Raw genomic sequence first — 21,539 nt, 5'->3', positions numbered from 1 at the left:
ACTCCGTCGCATCTTCGGCGGGTTCCAACGGGTCCAGTTCGTACGCCTGGTATTCCAGCAGCTCTTCCTGATAATCATCCATTACGTGTCCTTCCCCTGTCATTGAAACCAATGCCTGATGGCGCTGACTTCAGCATAAAGCTGCTTTATGAACAAAACATGAAGCAAAGGCTTCATGAATTAAACGTAGCACAGGGTCGGGAAATTACCGTGTGAAGTGTGACAGGGCGTAACTCCCTGCCACTGGACCTCAGGATGCCGGCAGCGGCTGAATAGGCTCGGTCGGGGCCGGCAACGAGCTGGGCGGTGGTGGTGTAACGGTTTCCGTCGTCGGTGCAGACTCCGACTCGAACGACTCGGGCGCAATTGGCGTCGGCTCGCTCGGCGGCACGACGGGCTCCGACACCGTGGGGGCAGTTTCGACGGGGGCCGGCGCAGCCTCCTCTACCGGTGGGGCTGCTGCGGGAGCAGGCGCAACAGGCTCTGGCGCTGGAACTGGAACCGGCATCAGCGCAGCCGATTCAGCCTTGATTTCCGGAATACCCAGCTCAGCTTTCGGCTTGTCGGTATTCTCAGCCTTCTCGGCAGCCTTCTTCGCTTCGGGTGGCAGGAACAGCTCGACCAACGCAAAGAAACGCTCATAGAACTTGGCCGCCGACACGGTTTCGCTGGCGACTTTGACCATCGAATCATCCGAGGAACCGATCGGCATCGATACCGAACCCAGCACGCCCACGCCCAGGCTGGCGGAGTTGTTGATTTTCTTCAGCGCATAGCGGTCCTGCAGGGCGTTGGCGAACATGGTCGCACGGTGCCCCATCCCACCATCTTCAGCACAGACCAGGTTGAAACTGATCTCCATGTGGGTGTCGCCGGTTTGCTGGAAGCTCTTATGACCGCTGACCAGCTTCGGATCGCTGCTGGTGATGATGTAGCCCTGGCTGAGCAATGCCCGGCGCCCGGCCTCGCAGGTCGCCGCGTCGCTCACTGGATAAGTGCGCGAGAACGTGCCGGAGTCGTCGAAGTTCTCGTGCTCGTAAATGGCGGCCTTCTTCGACGAGCAACCGGCTGCGGCGGCCAGCACCAATGCAAGCCCGACGGTGCGCATGTGAATTGATTTGAACATTGAACATCCTGAGAAAAACGGTCCGGGGCGTATTGTGCAACAGAACGCGACCTGGCAGCGTGGCTAATCTTGTTTCAAGGGGGTTACAAATTTACTGGGGGTTGTTTGCAGGAAAAAGACGCTAATCCGGTAGATCGACGAATACCCGCTTCTGGGCAACACGCATGATTCTGATATTCCGTTCCGAGGGCGTAGTTTTTTACGTAAGGTTGGTGTGTATATCCGTTTCTGCGGTAACGGCCACTGGCGGTTCCGCGCTTACAGCGGCTCACTTTTGGAAGAGCGCCAAAAGTAAGCAAAAGCGCTTTGCCCCACCACTTGGCACCTCGCCTAGGCTCGGTGTGCCCCAGATCAAAAGCCAAAGCGAGGCGGCCTAACAGCCGGCCTGATTTTGACGGAACCGCGTCCCCCTGTGGGCGAGCTTGCTCGCGATGACGTCGGCACAGCCAACATCATCGTTGACTGGAACACCGCCTTCGCGAGCAAGCTTTGCCCCCACAGATCTAATGGGTGTACGACCGGGAGAGCCAGGCCGGCTGTTAGGCCACCTCGCGGTGGACGTTGATCTCGGCGCCCCGTTAACCACGCTGGCTGAACGAAGGTATGCGCAGAGGACAACCCGGCATGGATGCCGAGCCTAGACGAGGCACCGAGTGGTGGGGCAGAAGCGCTTTGGTTACTTTCGCCTGGGCCGGCATTCCGGCTTTTCGAAAGTGACCCGCTGTTAGAGCGGAACCATAAGTAGCCATCACCGAAAAACGCATATGCCCCCCAAAAAAAAGAAGCCAAAAAAAACGACGCTTCCCATTTCTGAAAGAAGCGCCGTTTTTTCTAACTGAACAGCATCACAACCAGGTTTGAAAAAGCATCAAGCAATTAGAAACGCTTGATTTCCGCCTGATTCTCCAACTGCTTGCGATACGCCGCAAAGTCCTGCTGACCAACACGGGACGCTAGGTAGCGGCGATACTCCGCCTTCTCTTCGTCAGTCGGTGCCGCCGCTTCATTCACGCCGTCCAGACGTACGACCATCAGGCTGCCATCAGGCAAGGTCACGCTGGTGAACGTCGGCTTGTCCTTGGACTCAGGCTTGGGCATGCGGAACAGTGCTTGCAACACCGCCGGGTCGATGCCTTCCTGGTTGCGGGTTGCCGCCTGGGTGGCTTTCCAGCCTTGGCCGTCGACCGGTTTGTCCAGTGCAACCTTGCCGTCGCGCAGACTGGCGATCAGCTCGTCGGCCCGGGTCTTGGCTGCCGCGCTGGCGTGCTCCTTGGTCAACTGAGCACGAATCGGTCCTGCCACGCTTTCCAGCGGCAGTTGCTCAGGCTTGTGGTGCTCCTTGGCACGCAGCACCACGACGGTTTCCGGATCCAGCTCGATGGCGGTGCTGTTGGCACCCTCATCCAGCACTTCCGGGCTGAACGCAGCAGTCACTACGGCACGATTGGCCGCAATCCCTTCACCACCTTCACGACCGAACGGGGCCGACGTGTGGACGGTTAGCTTCAGGTCTTGGGCCGGTTGCGCCAAGTCGGACGCTTCGAACGAGTCATCCTCCAGTTGCTTGGTCGCCTCAACGAAACGCTGCTCCACCTGCTGGGTCTTCAGGTCGCGGGTCAGCTTGTCCTTGAGACTGGCAAACGTAGGCACTTCAGGCGCTTCGACACCCAGCAGCTTGATCAGGTGCAGACCGAAATCGGTGCGTATCGGCGCCGAGACCTGGTCCTTGTTCAAGGCGTACAAGGCCTTTTCAAATTCCGGATCGTAGACGCCAGGACCGGCGTAACCCAGGTCGCCGCCGTTGCTAGCCGAACCCGGATCCTGGGAAAACTCCTTCGCCAACGCTTCAAACGACTCGCCTTTGGCCAGGCGAGCCTGGATCTCTTCGATCTTCGCCTTGGCCTGAGCTTCGGTCATCTTGTCGTTCACTTCGATCAAGATGTGCGCTGCCCGACGCTGTTCGGACAGGTTGGCGATTTCTTTCTGATAGGCCGCCTGCAAGTCTTCGTCCTTGACGCTGACCTGATCGAAGAAAGAGGTTTTCTTGAGTTCGAGGTAATCGATGACCACCTGGTCAGGCGTCATGAATTCCTTGGAGTGTTGGTCGTAGTAAGCCTTGACCTCATCATCAGTCAGCTTGACGGAGGCCAGGTCGGCCTTGATGTTCAAGGTGGAGAAATCACGAGTCTGTTTTTCCAGGCGTGCAAATGCCAATACTTGGGCATCAGTGACGAAACCACTGCCTGCCAGACCGGCGCGCAACTGACCGATGAGCATTTCCTGAGCCAGCATCTGACGGAACTGCATACGGCCGTAACCCAGCTGGCGGATCACCTGATCGAAACGCTCAGGGCTGAATTTGCCATCGACCTGAAACTCAGGCGTTTGCAGGATCACTTGATCAAGCGCAGCTTCGGAAAAAGCGAATTTCGCATCGTGTGCGCCTTGCAGCAACAACTTGCGGTCGATCAGGCCCTTGAGCGCCGAATCGCGCAGCATCTTTTCGTCCAGCAGGGAGGCGTCAAAATCCTTGCCCAACTGTTGCATGAGCTGACGACGTTGCATGTCGACCGCCTGGCTCAGCTCGTTCTGGCTGATGTTCTCGCCGTTGACCTTGGCCGCTTCGTTGCTGTTGGTAGTGGCATTGAAAATGGCATCGAAACCAGTCAACGCCATCAATGCGACGATAACCCCGATGATGGTCTTGGCAATCCAGCCTTGTGAATTGTCCCTGATATTCTGCAGCATGCGTCCCCCAGAAACGGTTGAACTTCAAATTTAGGCAACCGTGGAGCGTGGGTAGAATCCGGATAGAAGAAAGGCGCATCCGAGGATGCGCCTTCTCGTAACTGGCGGAGCGGACCGGGCTCTAACCTGCAAGCCCTGGTGTACCAGACCGGTTGCAACCGGCCGTATTATCGCTCCGCTGCCAAGCCAGGCATGACCCCGACCCGGATAAACTCAACGAAACCTTAGTTAACGGCTTCTTTCAGTGCTTTACCAGCTTTGAAGCCTGGCTTTTTGGCAGCAGCGATTTCCAGCGTCTTACCGGTCTGCGGGTTGCGACCGATACGAGCAGGGCGATCGGTCACGGAGAAGGTGCCGAAACCCACCAGAACAACGGAGTCGCCAGCCTTCAGAGCGCCAGTGACGGATTCGATTACAGCGTCCAGCGCACGGCCAGCAGCAGCTTTCGGGATATCAGCGGATGCAGCGATAGCATCAATCAGTTCCGACTTGTTCACTCTAAGTCCCCTTATATCTATTTGAGATGATTCTAAGTTTTTTGGTGAAAGCAAAAACGAGTGCTGAATGGCCTGCAGACACTTAAGAGCCGCTTTATAACAAGGGCTCTAAAAAACTGTCAAGAAAGCCCCCCAGCCAAATGCGTATTAATGCGTGCTAATTCTTTCCTTAGAGTCAGACTCTCGCTTTTCTTCCTTCGCGACAATCTCCGGAGCCACATCCGGCAAGGGCTCCGGCGCGTATTGCAGCGCAATTTGCAGGACCTCGTCAATCCATTTAACGGGTTTGATCTGAAGATCTTGCTTAATGTTGTCAGGAATTTCCTTCAGGTCGCGGACATTCTCTTCGGGAATGATCACGATCTTGATCCCGCCACGGTGTGCCGCCAGCAGTTTTTCCTTCAGACCGCCAATCGCCAGGACCTGGCCGCGCAGCGTGATTTCACCCGTCATGGCAACGTCGGCGCGCACAGGAATACCGGTCAATGCCGAAACCAGGGCCGTGCACATGCCTACACCAGCGCTTGGGCCGTCCTTGGGCGTAGCCCCTTCAGGCATGTGGATATGCGTGTCGCGCTTCTCATGGAAGTCCAGGGGTATGCCCAGGCTCCGGGCGCGGCTGCGAACCACCGTCAGCGCAGCGGTGATCGATTCGACCATTACGTCGCCCAGGGAACCGGTCTTGATCAGTTGACCCTTGCCCGGCACCACGGCCGCTTCGATGGTCAGCAACTCACCACCGACCTGGGTCCAGGCCAGGCCAGTCACCTGGCCGATCTGGTCCTGTTGCTCGGCGAGACCGTAGCGGAACTTGCGCACGCCCAGGAAGTGCTCCAGCAGGTCCGAAGTGACCTTGACCGCGAAGCGCTTCTCCAGCGCATGTTCCTTGACCGCCTTGCGGCAGACCTTGGCAATCTGCCGTTCCAGGCCACGTACACCGGCTTCGCGGGTGTAGTAGCGGATGATGTCGCGAATCGCTTCCTCGTCGAATTCCAGCTCGCCTTTTTTCAGGCCGTTGGCCTGGATCTGCTTAGACGAAAGGTATTTCACCGCGATGTTGATCTTCTCGTCCTCGGTATAGCCCGGCAGACGAATCACCTCCATCCGGTCCAGCAACGCTGGCGGAATATTCATGGAGTTGGAGGTGCAGAGGAACATCACGTCCGACAGGTCGTAATCGACCTCCAGGTAGTGATCGTTGAAATTATGATTCTGCTCAGGATCAAGGACTTCGAGCAACGCAGAGGCGGGATCCCCGCGCATGTCGCTACCCATCTTGTCTATTTCGTCCAAAAGGAACAGCGGATTACGCACGCCGACCTTTGTCATCTTTTGAATCAATCTTCCTGGCATCGAACCAATGTAGGTCCGGCGATGGCCCCGAATTTCCGCCTCGTCGCGCACACCGCCAAGGGCCATGCGTACGAATTTTCGGTTGGTGGCGTGGGCAATCGACTCCGCAAGGGAGGTTTTACCGACCCCAGGAGGACCGACCAGGCACAGGACCGGGCCACGAATCTTCTTCACGCGCTTCTGCACGGCGAGGTATTCAAGGATGCGTTCCTTGACCTCTTCCAGGCCGTAGTGGTCGGCGTCGAGGATGTCTTCGGCACGCGCCAAGTCCAGACGCACCTTGCTCTGGGCTTTCCACGGCACCTGGACCAGCCAGTCGATGTAGGTGCGCACCACGGTGGCCTCAGCAGACATCGGTGACATTTGCTTAAGCTTGTTCAGCTCGGCCTGGGCCTTGACCAGTGCATCCTTAGGCAAGCCGGCGGCATCGATGCGCTTTTTCAGCTCTTCGATTTCGTTGTGACCTTCGTCACCATCGCCCAGCTCTTTCTGAATGGCCTTCATCTGCTCATTCAGGTAGTACTCGCGCTGGCTGCGCTCCATCTGCTTCTTGACGCGACCGCGAATGCGTTTCTCGACCTGCAGCAGATCGATTTCGCCGTCGAGCAATGCCAGTACGTGCTCGACACGGGCCGACAAATCAATGATTTCGAGAATTTCCTGCTTCTGCTCGATCTTGAGGGCCATGTGGGCCGCCATCGTATCGACCAGCCGCCCAGGTTCATCGATGCTGTTAAGCGACGACAGGACCTCCGCAGGCACCTTCTTGCCCAGTTGCACGTATTGTTCGAACTGCGACAGCAGACTGCGGACAAACACCTCTGACTCACGCTCGGGCGCATCGACCTCTTCGATCAGCGACACCTCGGCCCGGCAATGGCCGTCCACTTCGCTGAAACGCTCGATAGCACCGCGCTGCTCGCCTTCGACCAGAACCTTGACGGTGCCGTCGGGCAGTTTGAGCAATTGCAGAACCGTTGCAATCGTACCTACGCGATACAGTGCGTCTTCGCCGGGATCATCGTCGGCCGGGTTTCTCTGAGCCAGCAGAAGAATCTGCTTGTCACCCGTCATCGCAGCCTCAAGGGCTTCGATGGACTTCTCGCGCCCCACGAACAGCGGGATAACCATGTGCGGATACACCACGACATCGCGCAATGGCAGGAGAGGCAATTCGATGGTTGTCTTCATGATTTCGCCTCTACGGCGGCCCTAGGGCCGGAAACAGATGGAAGTAAGCTTGAAACCAAGATGGGGGCAGCCTTGAAAAAAAACAAGCGCTAAGGCACGTCTAAAATGCGCTAAAAGCAAAGGGGCCCGAAGGCCCCTTCTTTATTCCGGCAGCGGGACGCTTAAGCGTCCGGTGCGGCCTTGGCAGCCGGCTCACTGTTTTCATAGATATACAGTGGCTTGGACTTGCCTTCTATAACGCTTTCATCGATCACGACTTTACTCACCTCGGACTGCGAGGGGATCTCATACATCGTGTCGAGCAATACACCTTCGAGAATCGAACGCAGTCCACGGGCACCGGTCTTACGCTCCAGGGCACGTTTTGCAACCGATTTCAGCGCATCGGAACGGAACTCCAGGTCTACACCTTCCATTTCGAACAGCTTGGCATACTGCTTGGTCAGGGCGTTTTTCGGCTCGGTCAGGATCTGCATCAACGCCGCTTCATCCAACTCGTCCAGCGTCGCCAGGACCGGCAGACGACCGACAAATTCCGGGATCAGACCGAACTTGACCAAATCGTCAGGCTCGACTTCACGCAGGGATTCACCGACTTTCTTGCCTTCTTCCTTGCTGCGCACTTCGGCGTTGAAACCAATGCCACCACGGGTGGAACGGTTTTGAATAACCTTTTCCAGGCCGGAGAACGCACCACCGCAGATGAACAGAATGTTACGGGTATCGACTTGCAGGAATTCCTGCTGCGGATGCTTGCGACCACCTTGAGGTGGAACGGAAGCGACCGTACCTTCAATCAACTTGAGCAAGGCCTGTTGCACACCCTCACCGGAAACATCCCGAGTGATGGATGGGTTGTCGGACTTGCGGGAAATCTTGTCGATTTCGTCGATGTAGACAATGCCCATCTGGGCCTTTTCCACATCGTAGTCGCACTTCTGCAACAACTTCTGAATGATGTTCTCGACGTCTTCACCTACATAACCAGCCTCAGTGAGGGTGGTTGCGTCGGCGATGGTGAACGGAACGTTCAGCAAGCGGGCCAGCGTCTCGGCAAGCAGGGTCTTACCCGAGCCTGTCGGGCCGATCAGCAAGATGTTGCTCTTGCCGAGTTCGACTTCGTCATTCTTCTTGTCACGTTGGTTCAGGCGCTTGTAGTGGTTGTACACCGCTACGGCCAGTACCTTTTTCGCACGTTCCTGACCAATCACATACTGATCAAGGATGCCGCTGATTTCTTTAGGCGAAGGCAATTTATGCGCGCTGCTCTCGGCCTGGGCTTCCTGCACCTCCTCGCGGATGATGTCATTGCACAGGTCGACGCACTCGTCGCAAATGAAGACCGAGGGGCCGGCAATCAATTTGCGCACTTCATGCTGGCTTTTGCCACAGAAGGAGCAATAAAGCAGTTTGCCGTTGTCCTCGCCGTTGCGGGTGTCAGTCATTCGATCGATCCAAATCCGATAGGCTTGCAACACAAGATGAAGGCAATTGCGGGCTTTTTCAAGCCCGCAGGCGGCCGGTCATCCCAACCACCTGCATTTTGAGCGGCTTAAGCAGGCATTTGACGCTTGTTGATCACGGAGTCGATCAAGCCGTATTCGGCTGCACGCTCGGCGCTCATGAAGTTGTCACGCTCGGTGTCACGCTCAATGGTTTCGAGGCTTTGGCCGGTATGATGGGCCAGCAACGAGTTCAGGCGCGAACGAATGTGGAGGATTTCCTTGGCATGGATGTCGATATCCGACGCCTGGCCCTGGAAGCCGCCCAATGGCTGGTGAATCATCATCCGAGAGTTAGGCAGGCAGTGACGCTTGCCCGCTGCGCCGCCGGCGAGCAGGAAAGCGCCCATGCTGCAGGCCTGGCCGATGCAGATGGTGGAAACGTCGGGCTTGATGAACTGCATGGTGTCGTAGATCGACATGCCCGCAGTCACCGAACCACCAGGTGAGTTGATGTACAGATGGATATCCTTGTCCGGGTTTTCCGCTTCCAGGAACAACAGCTGCGCCGCGACCAGGTTGGCCATGTAGTCTTCAACGGGGCCGATCAGGAAGATGACGCGTTCCTTGAGCAGACGCGAGTAGATGTCATAGGCACGTTCGCCGCGGGCGGACTGCTCGATAACCATCGGGACCAGGCCGCCTGCGGCCTGGATGTCAGAGCTCTGCTGATAAAAAGAATTGCGGGACATGTCTCGCAGTCACTCCCAAATAGTTATGTCTTGAATACGCATAAGCCAGCGCGAAGGCTGGCTTATGGGTGTTTATTTCTTACCGCAGAACCATCAATCGGCTTGTGGAGCTTCCACCGGCTTGACCGCTTCTTCGTAAGAGACCGCTTTATCGGTCACGCTAGCTTTCTGCAGAACAGTATCCACAACTTGTTCTTCCAGCACAACCGAACGGACTTCGTTCAGTTGCTGGTCGTTCTTGTAGTACCAGGACACAACTTGCTCAGGCTCTTGGTAGGCCGAGGCCATTTCCTGGATCAGCTCGCGAACACGGGCTTCGTCAGGCTTGAGCTCAAACTGCTTAACCACTTCGGCAACGATCAGGCCCAGCACGACGCGGCGCTTGGCTTGCTCTTCGAACAGTTCGGCAGGCAGCTGGTCCGGCTTGATGTTGCCGCCGAACTGCTGAACAGCCTGCACGCGCAGACGGTTCACTTCGTTGTCCAGCAGAGCCTTTGGCACTTCGATCGGGTTGGAGGCCAGCAGACCATCCATGACCTGGTTCTTGACCTTCGACTTGATGGCCTGGCGCAGCTCACGCTCCATGTTCTTGCGAACTTCGGTGCGGAAACCTTCCAGACCGGTTTCCTTGATGCCGAACTGGGTGAAGAACTCTTCGTTCAGCTCAGGCAGCTTTGGCTCGGAAACAGTGTTGACGGTCACGGTGAACTCGGCGGCTTTGCCAGCCAGGTCCAGGTTCTGATAGTCCTCAGGGAAGGTCACGTTCAGAACGCGCTCTTCACCAGCCTTGGCGCCAACCAGGCCATCTTCGAAGCCAGGAATCATGCGACCGGAACCCAGTACCAACTGGGAGGCCTTGGCGGAACCGCCCGCGAACACTTCACCGTCGACCTTGCCGACGAAATCGATGTTCAGTTGGTCTTCGTTCTGTGCAGCACGCTCAGTCACTTCGAAACGGGTGTTCTGCTTGCGCAGGATGTCCAGCATCTTGTCCAGGTCGGCATCCGACACGTCAGCGCTCAGGCGCTCGACAGCGATGGATTCGAAACCGGCAACCGTGAACTCAGGGAACACTTCGAACGTGGCGACGAACTCCAGGTCCTTGCCTTTTTCCAGCACTTTAGGCTCGACAGACGGAGCGCCGGCCGGGTTTAGCTTCTGCTCGACGACCGCTTCGTAGAACGAAGACTGGATCACGTCGCCCACGGCTTCCTGACGCGCATCAGCCTCGTAACGCTGACGGATCACGCTCATTGGCACTTTGCCTGGGCGGAAACCTGGGATTTTGGCCTTTTGGGCAGTCTGCTGCAGACGCTTGTTGACCTGAGTCTCGATGCGCTCAGCCGGCACCGTGATGCTCATGCGGCGCTCAAGAACAGAAGTATTTTCAACAGAAACTTGCATGGATATTCCTCGTTGCACAGACGTTGGCCGGGCGTTTCCGACCCCAGAATCAAGGGCATGCATTCTAGTAGGTCAAACTCAAGAAGTCACCCTACTGAAAACGCGCTGGAAACAGGCGCCGGATTTAGGACGGGACAAACGGTCATGCCCCACCCGGATTGCAAATACAGTCGATTCAGCCCAGGGCTCTGCGCCAACGCCTCTATATATAGAAGCGTCATGTCCGATCGCGCGATGCCCACCCCAAAAGGAGACCGACGGACATGTCGCGCATCATCACGAAACATATTCGCAACGAACCGACCGCCGCGCGCAGCGCCAAAACCGTACCGACGCCAAACACAGAACCACCGAAAACAAAAACGGCGCAGCCCCTTTCAGGTACTGCGCCGTTTTCTGCTATTTAAATAGCGACTTGTATGGTGCGGACGGAGAGACTCGAACTCTCACACCTTGCGGCGCTGGAACCTAAATCCAGTGTGTCTACCAATTCCACCACATCCGCGTATCAAGCTTTTAAAGCAAAGGCGCCAGATTGTTAGATCTGGCGCCTTTCTAGAATATGGGGTGGACGATGGGGATCGAACCCACGACAACGGGAGTCACAATCCCGTGCTCTACCAACTGAGCTACGCCCACCATATTGCCTTGTTGCCTTACTTGTGCCAAAGCTGCCTAATTGGCGCACCCGGCAGGACTCGAACCTGCGACCATCCGCTTAGAAGGCGGATGCTCTATCCAGCTGAGCTACGGGCGCCTTTTTAATCTGTATTCTTGGACGATTACAAACTAAGTGCTTTCAGTTTTGCCGAATTGAAACAACCAACTCTGCTCCACCTTCTTAACCAGTGCTAGGCTGTGCCCGACAAGTGCGACGAATGTTATAGACGGCTTGATAGGTCGTCAACTCTTTTTTAAAAAAAATTCATTTAATTAAAGGGGTTAGGGGAATTTGCAGACCAAGCGCCTTTGCCCTCACGCCCCGGCATGCGAGAATGCGCTCTCTTTTTTTCCCCTCTCGATGGTTAACCACGCGCAATGACTGCACAACTTATCGACGGCAAATCGATCGCCGCCAGCCTGCGCCAGCAGATCGCCCAACGAGTCACCGAGCGCCGCCAGCAAGGCCTGCGCACGCCCGGCCTTGCGGTGATCCTGGTCGGCAGCGATCCCGCCTCTCAGGTTTATGTCTCGCACAAGCGTAAAGACTGTGAAGAGGTCGGCTTCCTTTCCCAGGCCTACGACCTGCCTTCCGAAACCACCCAGCAAGCGTTGGCCGATCTGATCGATCGCCTGAACGACGACCCGAACATCGACGGCGTTCTGCTCCAACTGCCACTGCCTGAGCACCTCGACGCCTCCAAACTGTTGGAGCGCATCCGCCCGGACAAAGACGTCGATGGCTTCCATCCTTATAACGTCGGTCGCCTGGCCCAGCGTATCCCGTTGCTTCGTCCCTGCACCCCGAAAGGCATCATGACGCTACTGGAAAGCACTGGCGTGGATCTCTATGGCCTCGACGCCGTAGTGGTGGGTGCGTCCAACATCGTTGGCCGGCCGATGGCCATGGAACTGCTACTGGCCGGCTGCACCGTGACCGTGACCCATCGCTTCACCAAGGACCTGGCCGGCCATGTCGGCCGTGCCGACCTGGTGGTGGTGGCCGCCGGCAAACCCGGCCTGGTACGGGGTGAGTGGATCAAGGAAGGTGCCATCGTCATCGACGTGGGCATCAATCGCCAGGAAGATGGCAAGCTGGTGGGCGATGTGGTCTACGAGACCGCCCTGCCCCGCGCTGGCTGGATCACGCCGGTACCTGGCGGCGTAGGCCCGATGACCCGCGCCTGCCTACTGGAAAACACGTTGTATGCGGCCGAAACGCTGCACAGCTGATACGCATCAATCAAAACCCTGTGGGAGCGCGCTTGCTCGCGATCGCTGTGAACCGGTCAACCTCCAAGTTGACTGACACACTGCCATCGCGAGCAAGCGCGCTCCCACAGGCGTTTCTGGCGACCGGACTTTAGCCGTCAAATTACGATTTTTTCAGATTCGTATCGCCAAAATCCCCCTCTATGAAACTTTATTTATTCACAAGCCCCAGCGGTACAGGCGTATAGCGCTGCTGTCGCCCATACTCCTAAAATGCGACGTTTTTTTTGAAAGTCGTTGCTCAACGACACCTTCAACTCTATCGAGCCTACTCGCGTGAAAATCCGTCTTTCGATCATCAGCCTGTTCATCGCTTTCACAGGCAGCTTTATCACGCAAAATGTCGCTGCACAGGAAACCATCGCGCCCCCACGGGATACGGCCAAGCTGCAAGTCGCGTCGGGTAGCGCGATGTTGCTGGACCTGCAGACGGATAAAGTCGTCTATTCAAGCAACCCGGATGTGGTGGTCCCCATCGCATCGGTGACCAAAATGATGACCGGGCTGATCGTGCTGGATGCCAAACAGAACCTGGATGAGTACATCACCATCACCATCGCCAACACCCCAGAGATGAAGGGCGTGTTTTCCCGGGTCAAGCTCAACAGCGAGCTGTCGCGCCGGGACGTGCTGCTGATCGCCCTGATGTCTTCGGAAAACCGCGCCGCCGCCAGCCTCGCCCACCACTATCCAGGAGGCTATGCGGCGTTCATTGCCGCCATGAACGCCAAGGCGAAGGCGCTGGGCATGACCAGCACGCATTACGTCGAACCGACGGGCCTGTCGATCCACAACGTCTCGACCGCCAGGGACCTGACCAAGCTACTGATCGCCGCTCGCAAGTATCCACTGCTGAGCGAACTGAGCACCACCAAGGAAAAGACCGTTACCTTCCGCAAGCCTGCGTATAGCCTGGGTTTTCGCAACACTGACCACTTGGTCCACAAGGCCAACTGGGATATCCAGTTGACCAAGACCGGTTTCACCAACGAGGCCGGCCACTGCCTGGTGCTGGTGACGAAGATGGGCAATCGCCCGATGGCACTGGTGATCCTCGATGCATTCGGCAAGTACACACACTTCGCCGATGCCAGCCGGATTCGTAGCTGGGTGGAAACCGGAAAAAGCGCCGCAGTGCCGGCGGCGGCCCTGCAATACAAGGCTGCCAAGAATCTCAAGAGCCGCCAGAGTGGTGTGGTGGAAGCTTCCAAGTAATCCGCGAACCCTAAAAGCCCTGACTCGTCGAAATGCTGTTCACTTAGAAAAAGCGGCGTTTCTTTCAGAAATGGGAAGCGCCGTTTTTTTGGCTTTTTTGCGGTACTTGTTTTGGTGTGTATATCCGTTACCGCAGAAACGGATATACACACCAACCCACGGTAATCTCTAGACCTTCAGGTCTCCCAGCGGATCATAAGGCTTGGGCTTGCGCTCATCCTTCTTGTCCAGAGGCGCCTTGGCCGGCCCTATCGGATCAACCTGAGGATCCTCAAGGTCCGGCGAATCCGGATCAAACCCCAGGTCATCACCACTGGAATGCTCTGACGAATGTGGCCCCGTAGGTGTTTTCGACTGTGCCATGCCTGCCCTCCTCCAATCACGGTCAGAAATGCCCAACCCTGATGATAAGAGCCTCAGGCCTGCCAGATTGTGCCCGGCAAGTGACGAACGGGGTGAACGATCAATGCGCCGCTTCCAAGGTCTTGGTGGCCCGTGCCGCAGCTCGTTCCTGCCCTGCCCCGGCCAATTCGTCCGCTGCTTTGAGCCACCGCGGCGAGTCGACATTGGCCGGAAGCTGCGTGGGTCGCTGGAGCAGCACAGCCCAGCCGCCCGCGCTCTTGAAGGCCGATTCGAAGGCACTGAAGCTCATCAACTGCCGCCGACTCATGCCTGAGCGCAGCAATACCGTCTGCTTCTGACGATTGTAGCCGGCGAGAATCCCATACCGAGGCTCGGCCCAGAACGCCGAACCGTCGATATAGCGCACCAGCACCGGGTAGCCTGCCGCGACCTGCTCCAACAACGCGGGCAGCTTGGCGTCGAGCGGATACACCAGCAACCCGTATTCGCGCGCCAGGGTTTGCATATTCTGCTGCAAACCGGCTTCGCCACCCGGCAGGTGCAACGGTTTCTCCAGCAGCCCCGGCGTGATCACCGTGCCTTGCAACGTCAGCAGGGCCGCTAGAGACTGTGGGGCGCCCTGGTACGTTTCGCCGCGAAAGAACGGCACGCTGTTGAGCCCCACCCGTTCGGGCAGGCGCTGGATCTGTGGCGAAACAATGCCCGCACACCCCACCACGGCAACGAGGCAGGAGACCGTCAGGACCAGTGATCGAAAAGATGAAATGACCGGCGACATGATGACTCTCCTGTTCAGGCACCCGACATCCGGGCCAGGCTTGGGTCGACGATCATAAGGTGCGCACAGTCCTGGGTATAGCCATAACGGCAGTTTTACGAGCGCGATAGAACGAACCGATCCGGGCCCAACCGTCACGGATCGATTACCTGCAACACTTGAGCGACTAGACTGTCCATGTACTAGGTGCGTTATCCCGGACCAGGGGTAAGAGGAGGCACAGATGAGCCTGACCACGACAATTCTGATGCTGATATTTGGCTGGCTGAGCGTAGCCACGGCCATGCTGTGGGGCGTACTTCGGATCACTCGGCGCCATCATCACGCGCCAGCTGCGCAATCGGAAAAAACCACAAAATCCGCGCGACGCCACGCCACCGCACACTGAGCATTCGCTTTTCACTCCCCTCAAAAAAAGCCACCCGGACCTGGACCCGGGTGGCCTCTGCCTGCCTGGAATCAGGCGTTGTCGGCCAACGCCCTTTCCCTGGCCCGACGGGACAACATGTTCAACACCTCGATCGCCGCCGAGAACGCCATGGCCGCGTAGATATAGCCCTTGGGCACATGGGCACCGAAACCCTCAGCGATCAGCGTCATGCCGATCATGATCAGGAAGCCCAGGGCCAGCATCACCACGGTCGGGTTGTCATTGATGAACTTGGCCAGCGGTTCGGCCGCCAGCAGCATCACCAATACCGATACGACAACGGCGATGATCATGATCGGCAAATGCTCGGTCATGCCCACGGCGGTGATGATGCTGTCGATGGAGAACACCAAGTCCAACATCAGGATCTGACCGATTGCCGCGGCAAAGCCCAGGGTCACGCCGGACGTGGCCGACTTGGGATCATCCGGTGCTGGGTCCATGCTGTGGTGGATTTCAGTGGTCGCTTTCCACAGCAGGAACAGGCCGCCGGCGATCAGGATCATGTCTTTCCAGGACAACGCCTGGCCCAGGATTTCGATGACGGGTTCGGTCAACTGCACAATGAAGGCAATGGTGCTCAACAAGCCCAGGCGCAGGATCAGCGCCATGCCGATACCGATCCGCCGCGCCTTGGCACGATGCTGTTGGGGCAGCTTGTTGGTCAGAATCGAAATGAAGATCAGGTTATCGATGCCAAGCACGATTTCCATCACGACCAGAGTCGCCAGGGCGATCCACGCGGTGGGGCTGGCGGCGAGCTGTAAAAGATAATCCATGGGGCAGTCCTGACTGATGTGACGCGTTAGATGGTTTTAGTAGGGATTTGGGTTTCGTCAGCTTCGTCCGCCGGCTCTTTCTTCGGGCTGATCAAGCCGCCGGTGGCTTCGCTGATCGCCTGCTCGGCGGCCTTGTGGGTGTCGTCGATGGCCTGCTTGGCGGTTTCTGCAGCCTGCCCCATCAGTTGCTGGGCACTTTTTTCAGCCTGTTCACAACCCGCCAGCGTGGTGGCGGACATCACCAACAGTGCTGCAAGCCCCAGGGATTTGTACGTCATGGAATGAATACCTCTTGAGAAAATAGAAGGCGCACAAAAGTGGCCCGCCAATGGCCAGGCATTCTAGAGACGCGAACACTTCAGGAAAATTCGTATTTTCAGCGGTTATACTTCGATTTTTACGAACATCGGTGAACCCATGCTCAACTACCGACAATTGCATTACTTCTGGGTGGTGGCAAAAACCGGCAGCATCGTGCGAGCGTGCGAGCAGTTGAACCTGACCCCACAGACCATCAGCGGGCAGATCTCCCTGTTCGAGCAGACCTATAACCTCAAGCTGTTTCGCCGTGTCGGGCGACAATTGGAACTGACCGAGGCCGGCCGCCAGACCTTGCCCTACGCCGAACACATGTTCCAGTTGGGCGGTGAACTGGAACTGATGCTGCGGGCCCAGCCCAACGAACAGCAAACCCTGTTTCGGGTCGGGGTGGCGGATGTGGTGCCCAAATCCATCGTCTATCGGCTGCTGGCGCCGACCATGGAGTTGAACGAGCCGCTGCGCATCACCTGTCGCGAGGACAAGCTCGAACGACTGCTGGCGGACCTAGCGATCCAGCGCCTGGACCTGGTGATTTCCGACAGCCCGATGCCGACCCACCTGGACATCAAGGGCTACAGCCAGAAACTGGGGGAATGCGGGATCAGCTTTTTCGCCACCGCCGCGCTGGCCGAACGCTACGGGCAGGACTTCCCCCACGGCCTACATGACGCTCCGCTGCTGATTCCCGGGCCGGAAACCGTGGTACGCAGCCGCTTGCAGCGCTGGTTCGCCGAGCAACAGATCCAGCCGCGTATCGTCGGCGAGTTCGACGACAGCGCATTGATGCAGGCCTTCGGCCAATCAGGCAGCGGGATTTTCATCGGCCCGAGCGTGATCGCCGAAGAGGTCAAGCGCCAGTACGGCGTAGAAGTGATCGGCCAAACCGATGCGGTGAGCGAATCCTTCTATGCCATTTCCGTGGAGCGCAAGGTCAGCCACCCCGGCATTGTCGCGATTGCCGAAGGCGCGCGTCGCGAGTTGTTCAGCGCTTAGCAGGTGACACGAGGTTTGAAGGTCATCAGCAGCAACGCCAGCAGGATCGATACGAAGATGAACCCGGCCGCCGCAAACCCGACACTGCCCAAGCCCAGGGTATCGATGACCCGGCCACCGACCATCGCCCCCAGGCCAATCCCCAGGTTGGCCCCGGCAATGTTCAACGATGCGGCAAAGGCTGGGGCCTGCGGGGCCGCCTTCATCAGCCGCACATGGCTGACCAGGAACAAGGCCGCCTGGGTCACGCCCCAGATGCCCATCGCCGCCGCCAGCGCGAGGGGCGAATGAATGCTCGGCACCAACGCCACCATGCCGCCGATCAGGAACAGGCAGAAAACCATCGATGCGATCAAAGGATGCCGGTCCACCGCCCGACCGCCCAGGGAATTGCCCAGCAGCCCGACGGCGCCGAAGCCCATCAGGCACCAGCCCACCAGAGTGCCATCGAACCCAGCGAGGCGTTCGAGGATATCCGCCAGATAGGTGTAGGCGGTGAACATGCCGCTGAACACCAGGATCGACAACAGCACATGCCCTTGCATCAACGGGCTGCGCAGGATCTTGAATTGCGAACGAAAGCTCACCTGATGCTGGTGCAGGTTGGTTTTCGGCAAGTAGATAAACAGCAGCAACGCCTTGGCAAAAGCAATGACCGCCAGGATCGCGAATGCGCTGCGCCAGCCAAACGCATCGGAAATCAACGCGCCCACGGGAATGCCGAACACCGTGGCACAGACGATGCCAAAGCCGATCCGGGCAATGGCTCGCCCGGCCAACTGTGGCCCGACAATGTCCACCGCCGTTTCACTGGCCAGCGCCCAGAACACCGGCAGGCCCAGGGCCGGGATCAACCGGGCAACGGCCATCACCCAGATGTTGGGGGCGACGGCGGCGAGCATGTTGGCCAGGCCGAACATCACCAACACGCTGATAAACAACTTGCGCCGTTCGAAGCGGGCGAACCAGGCCGTCAGGAATGGCCCGAACGCCGCCACCGTAAACGCGAACAACGTCACCAGCAGCCCGGCCTGGGGAATGCTGACGTGCAGGTCGCGGGCGATGGAGGGCAACAGGCCAACGATGACGAATTCCGTGGTCAGCACGGTAAAACCGGCGGCCGACAACAGGAAAATGGGTAACAACATGCAGAACTCCAGCGAAACGACGACACCAGCGTTAGCCGAAAGGCCCGCTGGCGGTAAGAAAGTGAGAACGACAAAGCCTAACAGAATGCACGCGGCATACAACCGCACGCCATGACCCAGATAAGGATGACGGATCGTCACAGGTCCGTCAGATTTTTCATCGGGCTGTGATAGAGTCCGCGGCCTGAAAACGCCGTACTTTCTCTCGGTCCGCTCATGTGGTCTGCCCGCTTGTTGCCCTGACTCGTCGACCGTCGTACACAATAAAATCAGAGATGCCGCTATGACAGCTTCGTCCGCTACCCCTATGCAACGCCTCAAACGCACCAGCCTGGTGACGCAAATCATCATCGGTCTGATCGCCGGTATCGTCCTGGCATGGCTGGCGCCCGACCTGGCTAAGCCCACCGAGTTCATCGGCAAGGTCTTCGTGTCCGCGCTCAAGGCCGTGGCGCCGATCCTGGTGTTCGTGCTGGTCATGGCCTCGATCGCCAACCACAAGCATGGCCAGCAAACCCATATCCGGCCGATTCTGTTCCTGTACCTGCTGGGCACTTTCGCCGCAGCGGCGGTCGCGGTGGTTGCCAGTACGCTGTTTCCGTCCAGCCTGGTGCTGACGACACATGATGTGGCCGTTACTGCGCCCGGGGGCATCGGCGAGGTGCTGCAGAGCCTGTTGCTCAACGTGGTCGACAACCCGGTCCGAGCACTGCTCAACGGCAATTTCATCGGCATTCTGGCCTGGGCCATCGGCATGGGCATCGCCATTCGTCATGCTGGCCAGACCACCCGTACCGTGCTCGAAGACCTGTCCAACGGCGTGACTGCCATCGTGCGCGTGGTGATCCGCTTCGCCCCGCTGGGTATCTTCGGACTGGTGGCCTCGACGCTGGCCACCTCCGGCTTCGGTGCGCTGCTCGGCTACCTGCACCTGCTCACCGTACTGATCGGCTGCATGCTGTTCGTGGCATTGGTGGTCAACCCACTCATTGTGTTCTGGAAACTGCGTCGCAACCCCTACCCGCTGGTATTCACCTGCCTGCGCGAGAGCGGCATCACGGCGTTTTTCACGCGCAGCTCGGCGGCGAACATTCCGGTGAACCTGGAACTGAGCAAACGCCTGGGCCTGCACGAAGACACCTATTCGGTGTCGATCCCACTGGGCGCCACCATCAACATGGCGGGCGCCGCCATTACCATCACCGTTTTGGCCCTGGCGGCCGTGCATACAGTGGGTGTCGTAGTGGACATGCCTACGGCGGTGCTGCTGAGTGTTGTCGCGGCCATTTGCGCGTGTGGCGCATCCGGGGTGGCGGGCGGTTCGCTGCTGCTGATTCCCCTGGCGTGCAGCCTGTTTGGCATTCCCAACGAAATCGCCATGCAAGTGGTCGCGGTGGGTTTCATCATTGGCGTCCTGCAGGACTCGGCGGAGACGGCGCTGAACTCGTCTACGGATGTGCTGTTCACGGCGGCGGCATGCCTGGGCGAGGAAGAGAAGCTCGCGCGTACGGCGTAGTGGATTGGGGCAGACTCAACCCTATGTGACAGCTGATCCACTGCCGTCGCGAGCAAGCCCGTTCCCACATTGGTTTGTATTCACCACATAACCTTTGTGGGAGCGGGCTTGCTCGCGAAGCAGTCGCCTCGGTCAATCAGAACTACCCCAAATCCCAAGGCCAAAAAAAGCCCGGGAACGGCCCACACCGTCCCGGGCTTTTTCATGCCTGCGGGGTTAGAACGCGCCCATGTAGTCGCGCTTGCCCACTTCCACGCCATTGTGGCGCAGCAATGCGTAAGTGGTGGTGACGTGGAAGAAGAACTGCGGCAGGCCGTAGGTCAGCAGGTAATTCTGGCCGCTGAAGCGCTTTTCCTTCGGCGTACCCGGACGGGTGACGATTTCGATGCCTTCGTTGCCATCGATCTGCTCTGGGCGGATGCCGTCGATAAAGGCCAAGACTTTGGCGATCAAGGCTTGCAGCTCGGCGAAAGTGATCTCGCTGTCCTCATATTTCGGCACGTCGATCTCGGCCAGGCGTGCAGACACACCTTTGGCGAAGTCCACCGCGATCTGCACCTGACGCACCAACGGGAACATGTCCGGGTACAGGCGGGCTTGCAAAAAGGCGTTCGGGTCGATGTTCTTCGCGGTGGCGTGGGCTTCGGCCTTGTTCAGAACGTCGCTCAACGCGTTGAGCATCTGCTTGAAAACCGGGACGGAAGCGGCGTACAGGGAAATAGTCATGGCGATCTCATGCAGGTGACAGGAAAGAATGAATCAAACGGCTGCGATTATAGCCACGGCTGGTTGCACAGCTTGTCTTTTATTGCGCAAGGATTAGGCTAGGCGGCTTCCACTGCATAGGGAACGCGCGATGAGCATCGAAGAACAACGCCAGGCTGAAGAACCACGGCTCAATAGCACGGAAATTCGCATCCTCGGCGCGCTGGTCGAGAAGCAGGCCACTAACCCCGAGACCTACCCGCTGACCCTCAACGCCCTGGTACTGGCCTGCAACCAGAAAACCAGCCGCGAACCGGTGATGAATCTCAATCCAGGTCAGGTCGGCCAGAGCCTGCGGGCGCTGGAAGGCCGCGGCTTTACCAAACTGGTAATGGGCAGCCGCGCCGACCGCTGGGAGCATCGGGTCGACAAAGCCCTGGAGCTGGTACCGGCCCAGGTGGTCCTGATGGGCCTGCTGTTCCTGCGTGGCCCGCAAACCGTCAATGAGCTACTGACCCGCAGCGGACGGATGCATGACTTCGAAGACGCCGAACAAGTGGTGCACCAGCTTGAACGCCTGATTGCCCGTGGGTTGGCGCTGCTGGTGCCACGCCAGGCCGGCCAGCGCGAAGACCGCTATGTGCACGCCATGGGCGACCCGGCGGACATCGAAGCGATTCTCGCCGCCCGCCAGCACCCGGTGGAGCGTGGTGCCGGCGGCGGTGTCTCGCTGGAGCGCATCGAAGAGCTCGAAGCGCGGATCGCGGCGCTGGAAGAACGCCTGGCAAGACTGGAGTCATTGCCAGGCGCTGTGTAGGAGCTGTCGAGTGCAACGAGGCTGCGATC

At 58.2% G+C, this 21,539-nt stretch carries 20 protein-coding genes and 3 tRNA genes; 7 read left to right on the top strand and 16 right to left on the bottom strand.

Annotated features, from left to right (window positions below; translation table 11 throughout):
- Nucleotides 1-250: 250 nt before the first annotated feature.
- From AACY42_RS13735 to tig, 7 genes are all read right to left on the bottom strand, one after another.
- Nucleotides 251-1,126, bottom strand: coding sequence for a DUF2242 domain-containing protein (locus AACY42_RS13735; RefSeq protein ID WP_339479992.1), 876 nt, complete (start codon nucleotides 1,124-1,126; stop codon nucleotides 251-253).
- A gap of 876 nt (nucleotides 1,127-2,002) precedes the next feature.
- Nucleotides 2,003-3,874 carry a SurA N-terminal domain-containing protein gene (locus tag AACY42_RS13730; RefSeq protein ID WP_339479991.1) on the bottom strand — a complete coding sequence of 624 codons (1,872 nt, stop codon included), beginning with the start codon at nucleotides 3,872-3,874 and terminating at the stop codon, nucleotides 2,003-2,005.
- 224 nt (nucleotides 3,875-4,098) lie between these two features.
- Nucleotides 4,099-4,371, bottom strand: coding sequence for an HU family DNA-binding protein (locus AACY42_RS13725; protein ID WP_002552737.1), 273 nt, complete (start codon nucleotides 4,369-4,371; stop codon nucleotides 4,099-4,101).
- Nucleotides 4,372-4,518: 147 nt separating this feature from the next.
- Nucleotides 4,519-6,915: an endopeptidase La gene (gene lon, locus AACY42_RS13720; RefSeq protein WP_339479990.1), complete on the bottom strand. Its 2,397-nt coding sequence runs from the start codon at nucleotides 6,913-6,915 to the stop codon at nucleotides 4,519-4,521.
- Nucleotides 6,916-7,076: 161 nt separating this feature from the next.
- Nucleotides 7,077-8,360, bottom strand: a complete 1,284-nt coding sequence (clpX, locus tag AACY42_RS13715) for an ATP-dependent Clp protease ATP-binding subunit ClpX (protein ID WP_024778305.1) — start codon at nucleotides 8,358-8,360, stop codon at nucleotides 7,077-7,079.
- 107 nt (nucleotides 8,361-8,467) lie between these two features.
- Complete coding sequence (clpP, locus tag AACY42_RS13710) at nucleotides 8,468-9,109, bottom strand: ATP-dependent Clp endopeptidase proteolytic subunit ClpP (protein ID WP_003183177.1); 642 nt, start codon at nucleotides 9,107-9,109, stop codon at nucleotides 8,468-8,470.
- Between the two features lie 93 nt (nucleotides 9,110-9,202).
- A complete protein-coding gene (gene tig, locus AACY42_RS13705) occupies nucleotides 9,203-10,513 on the bottom strand; it encodes a trigger factor (RefSeq protein ID WP_339479988.1) in 1,311 nt (436 codons plus the stop codon).
- 263 nt (nucleotides 10,514-10,776) lie between these two features.
- Between tig and AACY42_RS13700 the strand changes: the two genes are divergently transcribed.
- On the top strand, nucleotides 10,777-10,920 hold the full coding sequence (locus tag AACY42_RS13700; RefSeq protein WP_339479986.1) for a hypothetical protein: 144 nt from the start codon (nucleotides 10,777-10,779) through the stop codon (nucleotides 10,918-10,920).
- Between the two features lie 13 nt (nucleotides 10,921-10,933).
- On the opposite strand, the gene AACY42_RS13695 is transcribed toward AACY42_RS13700, so the two are convergent.
- The 3 genes from AACY42_RS13695 to AACY42_RS13685 form a co-directional block, all read right to left on the bottom strand.
- A tRNA-Leu gene (locus AACY42_RS13695) sits at nucleotides 10,934-11,018 on the bottom strand.
- A 58-nt stretch (nucleotides 11,019-11,076) separates the two neighbouring features.
- A tRNA-His gene (locus tag AACY42_RS13690) sits at nucleotides 11,077-11,152 on the bottom strand.
- A gap of 41 nt (nucleotides 11,153-11,193) precedes the next feature.
- Nucleotides 11,194-11,270: transfer RNA gene (locus tag AACY42_RS13685), tRNA-Arg, on the bottom strand.
- A 281-nt stretch (nucleotides 11,271-11,551) separates the two neighbouring features.
- Here AACY42_RS13685 and folD point away from each other — a divergent pair.
- Nucleotides 11,552-12,406, top strand: coding sequence for a bifunctional methylenetetrahydrofolate dehydrogenase/methenyltetrahydrofolate cyclohydrolase FolD (gene folD / locus AACY42_RS13680; RefSeq protein ID WP_092326854.1), 855 nt, complete (start codon nucleotides 11,552-11,554; stop codon nucleotides 12,404-12,406).
- Nucleotides 12,407-12,721: 315 nt separating this feature from the next.
- On the top strand, nucleotides 12,722-13,660 hold the full coding sequence (gene pbpG, locus AACY42_RS13675; protein WP_339479983.1) for a D-alanyl-D-alanine endopeptidase: 939 nt from the start codon (nucleotides 12,722-12,724) through the stop codon (nucleotides 13,658-13,660).
- A 168-nt stretch (nucleotides 13,661-13,828) separates the two neighbouring features.
- On the opposite strand, the gene AACY42_RS13670 is transcribed toward pbpG, so the two are convergent.
- Together AACY42_RS13670 and AACY42_RS13665 are read right to left on the bottom strand one after the other, a co-directional pair.
- Entirely contained in the window at nucleotides 13,829-14,023 is a 195-nt protein-coding gene (locus tag AACY42_RS13670; protein ID WP_339479981.1) for a DUF6021 family protein, read from the bottom strand.
- Between the two features lie 100 nt (nucleotides 14,024-14,123).
- Entirely contained in the window at nucleotides 14,124-14,801 is a 678-nt protein-coding gene (locus AACY42_RS13665) for a peptidase C39 family protein (RefSeq protein ID WP_339479979.1), read from the bottom strand.
- A 223-nt stretch (nucleotides 14,802-15,024) separates the two neighbouring features.
- Here AACY42_RS13665 and AACY42_RS13660 point away from each other — a divergent pair, with 223 nt between their 5' ends.
- Nucleotides 15,025-15,189, top strand: a complete 165-nt coding sequence (locus tag AACY42_RS13660) for a hypothetical protein (protein ID WP_339479978.1) — start codon at nucleotides 15,025-15,027, stop codon at nucleotides 15,187-15,189.
- Between the two features lie 71 nt (nucleotides 15,190-15,260).
- On the opposite strand, the gene AACY42_RS13655 is transcribed toward AACY42_RS13660, so the two are convergent.
- A complete protein-coding gene (locus tag AACY42_RS13655) occupies nucleotides 15,261-16,010 on the bottom strand; it encodes a TerC family protein (protein WP_339479977.1) in 750 nt (249 codons plus the stop codon).
- Between the two features lie 26 nt (nucleotides 16,011-16,036).
- On the bottom strand, nucleotides 16,037-16,288 hold the full coding sequence (locus AACY42_RS13650; protein WP_339479975.1) for a hypothetical protein: 252 nt from the start codon (nucleotides 16,286-16,288) through the stop codon (nucleotides 16,037-16,039).
- Between the two features lie 139 nt (nucleotides 16,289-16,427).
- On the opposite strand from AACY42_RS13650, the gene nhaR reads away from it, so the two are divergent.
- Nucleotides 16,428-17,324 carry a transcriptional activator NhaR gene (gene nhaR, locus AACY42_RS13645; protein WP_014339312.1) on the top strand — a complete coding sequence of 299 codons (897 nt, stop codon included), beginning with the start codon at nucleotides 16,428-16,430 and terminating at the stop codon, nucleotides 17,322-17,324.
- Here the strand turns inward: nhaR and AACY42_RS13640 are convergent.
- Entirely contained in the window at nucleotides 17,321-18,472 is a 1,152-nt protein-coding gene (locus AACY42_RS13640) for an MFS transporter (RefSeq protein ID WP_339479974.1), read from the bottom strand. The genes nhaR and AACY42_RS13640 overlap by 4 nt on opposite strands.
- A gap of 283 nt (nucleotides 18,473-18,755) precedes the next feature.
- Between AACY42_RS13640 and sstT the strand changes: the two genes are divergently transcribed.
- Nucleotides 18,756-19,988 carry a serine/threonine transporter SstT gene (gene sstT / locus AACY42_RS13635; RefSeq protein ID WP_339479973.1) on the top strand — a complete coding sequence of 411 codons (1,233 nt, stop codon included), beginning with the start codon at nucleotides 18,756-18,758 and terminating at the stop codon, nucleotides 19,986-19,988.
- A 216-nt stretch (nucleotides 19,989-20,204) separates the two neighbouring features.
- Here sstT and AACY42_RS13630 read toward each other — a convergent pair whose 3' ends face one another.
- Nucleotides 20,205-20,714, bottom strand: a complete 510-nt coding sequence (locus AACY42_RS13630) for a DUF1993 domain-containing protein (protein WP_339479972.1) — start codon at nucleotides 20,712-20,714, stop codon at nucleotides 20,205-20,207.
- A 130-nt stretch (nucleotides 20,715-20,844) separates the two neighbouring features.
- On the opposite strand from AACY42_RS13630, the gene AACY42_RS13625 reads away from it, so the two are divergent.
- Complete coding sequence (locus AACY42_RS13625; RefSeq protein ID WP_339479970.1) at nucleotides 20,845-21,510, top strand: YceH family protein; 666 nt, start codon at nucleotides 20,845-20,847, stop codon at nucleotides 21,508-21,510.
- Nucleotides 21,511-21,539 lie beyond the last annotated feature (29 nt).

Source organism: Pseudomonas sp. RL_5y_Pfl2_73 (assembly GCF_963970515.1).
Classification (GTDB): domain Bacteria; phylum Pseudomonadota; class Gammaproteobacteria; order Pseudomonadales; family Pseudomonadaceae; genus Aquipseudomonas.
The sequence above is the reverse complement of the archived record's forward strand: the minus strand, read 5'-3'. Positions and strand labels throughout refer to the sequence as shown.

What these genes read in the sequence shown, in the direction of transcription:
- tig (WP_339479988.1), bottom strand. Translation starts at nt 10,513, where the DNA reads ATGCAAGTTTCTGTTGAAAATACTTCTGTTCTTGAGCGCCGCATGAGC.
- lon (WP_339479990.1), bottom strand. Translation starts at nt 6,915, where the DNA reads ATGAAGACAACCATCGAATTGCCTCTCCTGCCATTGCGCGATGTCGTG.
- AACY42_RS13665 (WP_339479979.1), bottom strand. Translation starts at nt 14,801, where the DNA reads ATGTCGCCGGTCATTTCATCTTTTCGATCACTGGTCCTGACGGTCTCC.
- AACY42_RS13730 (WP_339479991.1), bottom strand. Translation starts at nt 3,874, where the DNA reads ATGCTGCAGAATATCAGGGACAATTCACAAGGCTGGATTGCCAAGACC.
- AACY42_RS13735 (WP_339479992.1), bottom strand. Translation starts at nt 1,126, where the DNA reads ATGTTCAAATCAATTCACATGCGCACCGTCGGGCTTGCATTGGTGCTG.
- AACY42_RS13640 (WP_339479974.1), bottom strand. Translation starts at nt 18,472, where the DNA reads ATGTTGTTACCCATTTTCCTGTTGTCGGCCGCCGGTTTTACCGTGCTG.
- folD (WP_092326854.1), top strand. Translation starts at nt 11,552, where the DNA reads ATGACTGCACAACTTATCGACGGCAAATCGATCGCCGCCAGCCTGCGC.
- AACY42_RS13625 (WP_339479970.1), top strand. Translation starts at nt 20,845, where the DNA reads ATGAGCATCGAAGAACAACGCCAGGCTGAAGAACCACGGCTCAATAGC.
- clpX (WP_024778305.1), bottom strand. Translation starts at nt 8,360, where the DNA reads ATGACTGACACCCGCAACGGCGAGGACAACGGCAAACTGCTTTATTGC.
- sstT (WP_339479973.1), top strand. Translation starts at nt 18,756, where the DNA reads ATGACAGCTTCGTCCGCTACCCCTATGCAACGCCTCAAACGCACCAGC.
- AACY42_RS13660 (WP_339479978.1), top strand. Translation starts at nt 15,025, where the DNA reads ATGAGCCTGACCACGACAATTCTGATGCTGATATTTGGCTGGCTGAGC.
- AACY42_RS13630 (WP_339479972.1), bottom strand. Translation starts at nt 20,714, where the DNA reads ATGACTATTTCCCTGTACGCCGCTTCCGTCCCGGTTTTCAAGCAGATG.
- clpP (WP_003183177.1), bottom strand. Translation starts at nt 9,109, where the DNA reads ATGTCCCGCAATTCTTTTTATCAGCAGAGCTCTGACATCCAGGCCGCA.
- nhaR (WP_014339312.1), top strand. Translation starts at nt 16,428, where the DNA reads ATGCTCAACTACCGACAATTGCATTACTTCTGGGTGGTGGCAAAAACC.
- AACY42_RS13670 (WP_339479981.1), bottom strand. Translation starts at nt 14,023, where the DNA reads ATGGCACAGTCGAAAACACCTACGGGGCCACATTCGTCAGAGCATTCC.
- AACY42_RS13655 (WP_339479977.1), bottom strand. Translation starts at nt 16,010, where the DNA reads ATGGATTATCTTTTACAGCTCGCCGCCAGCCCCACCGCGTGGATCGCC.
- AACY42_RS13650 (WP_339479975.1), bottom strand. Translation starts at nt 16,288, where the DNA reads ATGACGTACAAATCCCTGGGGCTTGCAGCACTGTTGGTGATGTCCGCC.
- AACY42_RS13700 (WP_339479986.1), top strand. Translation starts at nt 10,777, where the DNA reads ATGTCGCGCATCATCACGAAACATATTCGCAACGAACCGACCGCCGCG.